Here is a 3169-nt window from a genome sequence, read left to right on the forward strand (position 1 = left end):
AAATATATATTAATTAAATTAACATGAGGTGATTATCCGTGATTCAAAAGCTACGTACAGTAACCCTTACTAATGGCACTATTAAAGACTTAGCAGCAGACTGTGAGCAATTAAATATCCGTGGATTTGTTACTTTACATCAAGAAATACGCGTAAAAAAAATCTCTACTCATGGTCATAGTTCTTTTCATTCCCGCGTTGAAGCGCAGATTTTAAATAGTACAGGATCATGCTCTATAAAAGATTTTTGTGAAATTAATGAGATTAAAAATGCCGGGAGCTTAAATATGCGCAATGGGCGAGTAACAAAATTGAATAGTTCTGGGAAGTTGACCATTGAACAAAACTTACAAGCAGAACAGTTTCATGCAATCGGTCTTGTTCAAGCGAATGAAATAGAGGCTAAACATTTTCAATTAAAAATGTCTGGTGGAAATGAGATTGGAAAGCTTATTGCAGATGTGATACATGTAGAAAAAGATACGTTATCTATATCTTTTCTAAAGAAAAAGCTGAATTGTAAATATATTAAAGGTGAACAAATACATCTTTCCTATACAGATGCAGAAATCGTTGATGGAGATATTGTAGCAGTAGGCGATAATTGTCATATACAAACACTTTATTATACAAAAAGCTATTCGATTGCTAAAAACGCCAAGGTGCAGCAAATTATACGGAGGGAAAAGGAATGACATTCATAAAAATCATTCAAGGCTTTTTTTGCTCATTAGCCCTTCTCGTATTATCTATCCTCTATGCAGGGCTAGTCTTAAGCGCATTACTATCAATAGTAGCCGGCATTTTGCGAACATTCGGCTTGGAACAAATACAAATGAGCATTTGGAACGGTGTTGAGCTTCCGATCGCTTTCAGCATTCCTCTAGCACTCTTGGTTTCTTTGTTGCTGTTCTTTTGTTCAATGTATATCAAACGCTCTATCCAATTTTGCTTTTCCAAGCTTAAATTTTAAAATAAGAAGCACACCTTTTGTTTGATAATAAAAGGTGTGCTTCTTATTTGTTTAATAATCATTAATTGAACACGAGGGTCTAATTCATCTCCCAAAAATGGAGCTCCCTCAAACTTTTTCAAATTCCTCAATTGCTATCTCTTCAACAATCGCTTGTTGTTCTTCATTAAGAGTCGAATACTTCGCCATATACTTCATTAGTATTTTTCTCATCATGCTGTCCATTCAACTATTTTCATTCAATCCTCGTGTATTTGTCATTAATTAATGCCTGTTTTAATATATTAGTTAATATGGATGAAAATTCTCACTGCAACTCCATTTGTTAAATAAAAAAATAGAACCTTCCATCCAAAATTAGAATGAAGGCTCTATTTTATTTTGTAGAAACAAACGCTTAAATCCTTTGTTTCTACATCTAATTTTATTTTAAACGAAGCGCTTCGTCTGTTGTTTCGTTAATTTCTTTAAGAAGCTCTGGATTTTCTACTAATGATTTGCCGTATGATGGGATCATTTCTTTAATTTTTGACTCCCACTCGTTAACATGTTGAGGGAAGCATTTATTGATTACCTCAAGCATAACGTGTACAGCAGTAGATGCACCTGGAGAAGCTCCAAGTAATGCAGCAATTGAGCCATCAGAAGCACTTACAACTTCCGTACCAAATTGAAGCGTTCCTTTACCACCAGCTTCAGTATCTTTAATAACTTGTACACGTTGACCAGCTACAATAATATCCCAATCATCGCTCTTAGCATTTGGAATGAAATCACGTAGCTCTTCCATACGTTGTTCTTTAGATAACATAAGTTGTTGGATTAAATATTTTGTTAATCCCATCTCTTTAACCCCTGCCGCTAATAACGTTGTAATATTATGCGGTTTTACAGAAGCAAATAAATCCATATTTGAACCTGTTTTTAAGAACTTAGGTGAGAAACCTGCGAACGGTCCAAATAATAAAGATTTTTTGTTATCAATATAGCGTGTATCAAGATGCGGAACAGACATTGGTGGAGCACCAACTTTAGCTTTTCCGTATACTTTCGCATGATGTTGTTCAGCAACTTCTTGGTTTTTACATACTAAGAATAATCCACTGATTGGGAATCCACCAATATGTTTTCCTTCAGGAATACCTGATTTTTGTAGTAATTCTAGGCTTCCTCCACCAGCTCCAAGGAAGACAAATTTTGCTGTATGGTATTCCATTTTACAGCCATTTTTGTCGTGCACTCGTACTTCCCATGAACCATCGCTAGTACGTTTCATGCTTTCAACACTATGATTGTAGTTGATGTCAACGTCTTGAGTTTTTAAGTGGTCGAATAACATACGTGTTAATGCACCAAAGTTAACGTCTGTACCAGTGTCAATTTTTGTCGCAGCGATAGCTTCATCTGCTGGACGATCTTGCATAATAAGAGGAATCCATTCCTTTAGTTTTTCTGGGTTATCAGAAAATTCCATACCTTGGAATAAAGGATTTTTTGTCATCGTTTCATGACGTCTTTTTAGAAACTCTACATTGTCTGCACCTTGTACTAAACTCATATGAGGTAAAGGCATAATAAAGTCTTGTGGATTACTGATCAGTTGGTTGTTCACAAGATAAGACCAAAACTGTTTTGAAAGTTGGAACTGCTCATTAACTTTAATCGCTTTGCTAATATCGATTGATCCATCTTTTTTCTCTGAAGTGTAGTTAAGCTCACAAAGTGCCGCATGCCCAGTTCCCGCATTATTTAATTCGTGAGAACTTTCTTCACCAGCTTTATCGAGCTGCTCAAACACTGTAATTTTCCAATCTGGCGCTAATTCTTTGAGCATTGTCCCCAAAGTAGCACTCATGATTCCGGCACCAATTAAGATAACATCTGATTTAATTTGTCTGTTACTCATTTTTACCTTCCTTATATATTAAGATTTGCAGAAAGGATGTAAAGCTCTCCTGCTTAGATGTCTCAGTAAGCCTAGGAGTAACCTAGGAGTACACCTTTTCTGTATCAATTATTACCTTATTGCAGTGTATCATAATTACATAAAGATTAAAATATCAACTATCTATATGAGAGTTATGTGCATTTTTCGAGCCTTCCCACCACGATGGCAGAGAAAAACAAATTAATCCATAATGAAATCCACATTATTGTTTTAACAACTTTTTGTTGCTTAATATAATGAAAGCCACT

3 protein-coding genes are annotated in these 3169 nt (G+C 35.2%); 2 read left to right on the forward strand and 1 reads right to left on the reverse strand.

Annotated elements, in window-relative coordinates; all coding sequences use genetic code 11:
- Positions 1-38 precede the first annotated feature (38 nt).
- Both ACFCYJ_RS27310 and ACFCYJ_RS27315 read left to right on the forward strand, forming a co-directional pair.
- Entirely contained in the window at positions 39-695 is a 657-nt protein-coding gene (locus ACFCYJ_RS27310) for a hypothetical protein (RefSeq protein WP_376079086.1), read from the forward strand.
- A complete protein-coding gene (locus ACFCYJ_RS27315) occupies positions 692-973 on the forward strand; it encodes a hypothetical protein (RefSeq protein ID WP_370043957.1) in 282 nt (93 codons plus the stop codon). Before ACFCYJ_RS27310 ends, ACFCYJ_RS27315 begins: the two co-directional genes overlap by 4 nt.
- Positions 974-1397: 424 nt before the next feature.
- Here ACFCYJ_RS27315 and ACFCYJ_RS27320 read toward each other — a convergent pair whose 3' ends face one another.
- On the reverse strand, positions 1398-2879 hold the full coding sequence (locus ACFCYJ_RS27320) for a malate:quinone oxidoreductase (RefSeq protein WP_376079088.1): 1482 nt from the start codon (positions 2877-2879) through the stop codon (positions 1398-1400).
- Positions 2880-3169: the final 290 nt, after the last annotated feature.

It is taken from the genome of Lysinibacillus sp. NPDC056232 (assembly GCF_042267565.1).
Taxonomy (GTDB): Bacteria; Bacillota; Bacilli; order Bacillales_A; family Planococcaceae; genus Lysinibacillus.

Coding starts and splice junctions, on each gene's coding strand:
- ACFCYJ_RS27315 (WP_370043957.1), top strand. CDS start 692: ATGACATTCATAAAAATCATTCAAGGCTTTTTTTGCTCATTAGCCCTT.
- ACFCYJ_RS27320 (WP_376079088.1), bottom strand. CDS start 2,879: ATGAGTAACAGACAAATTAAATCAGATGTTATCTTAATTGGTGCCGGA.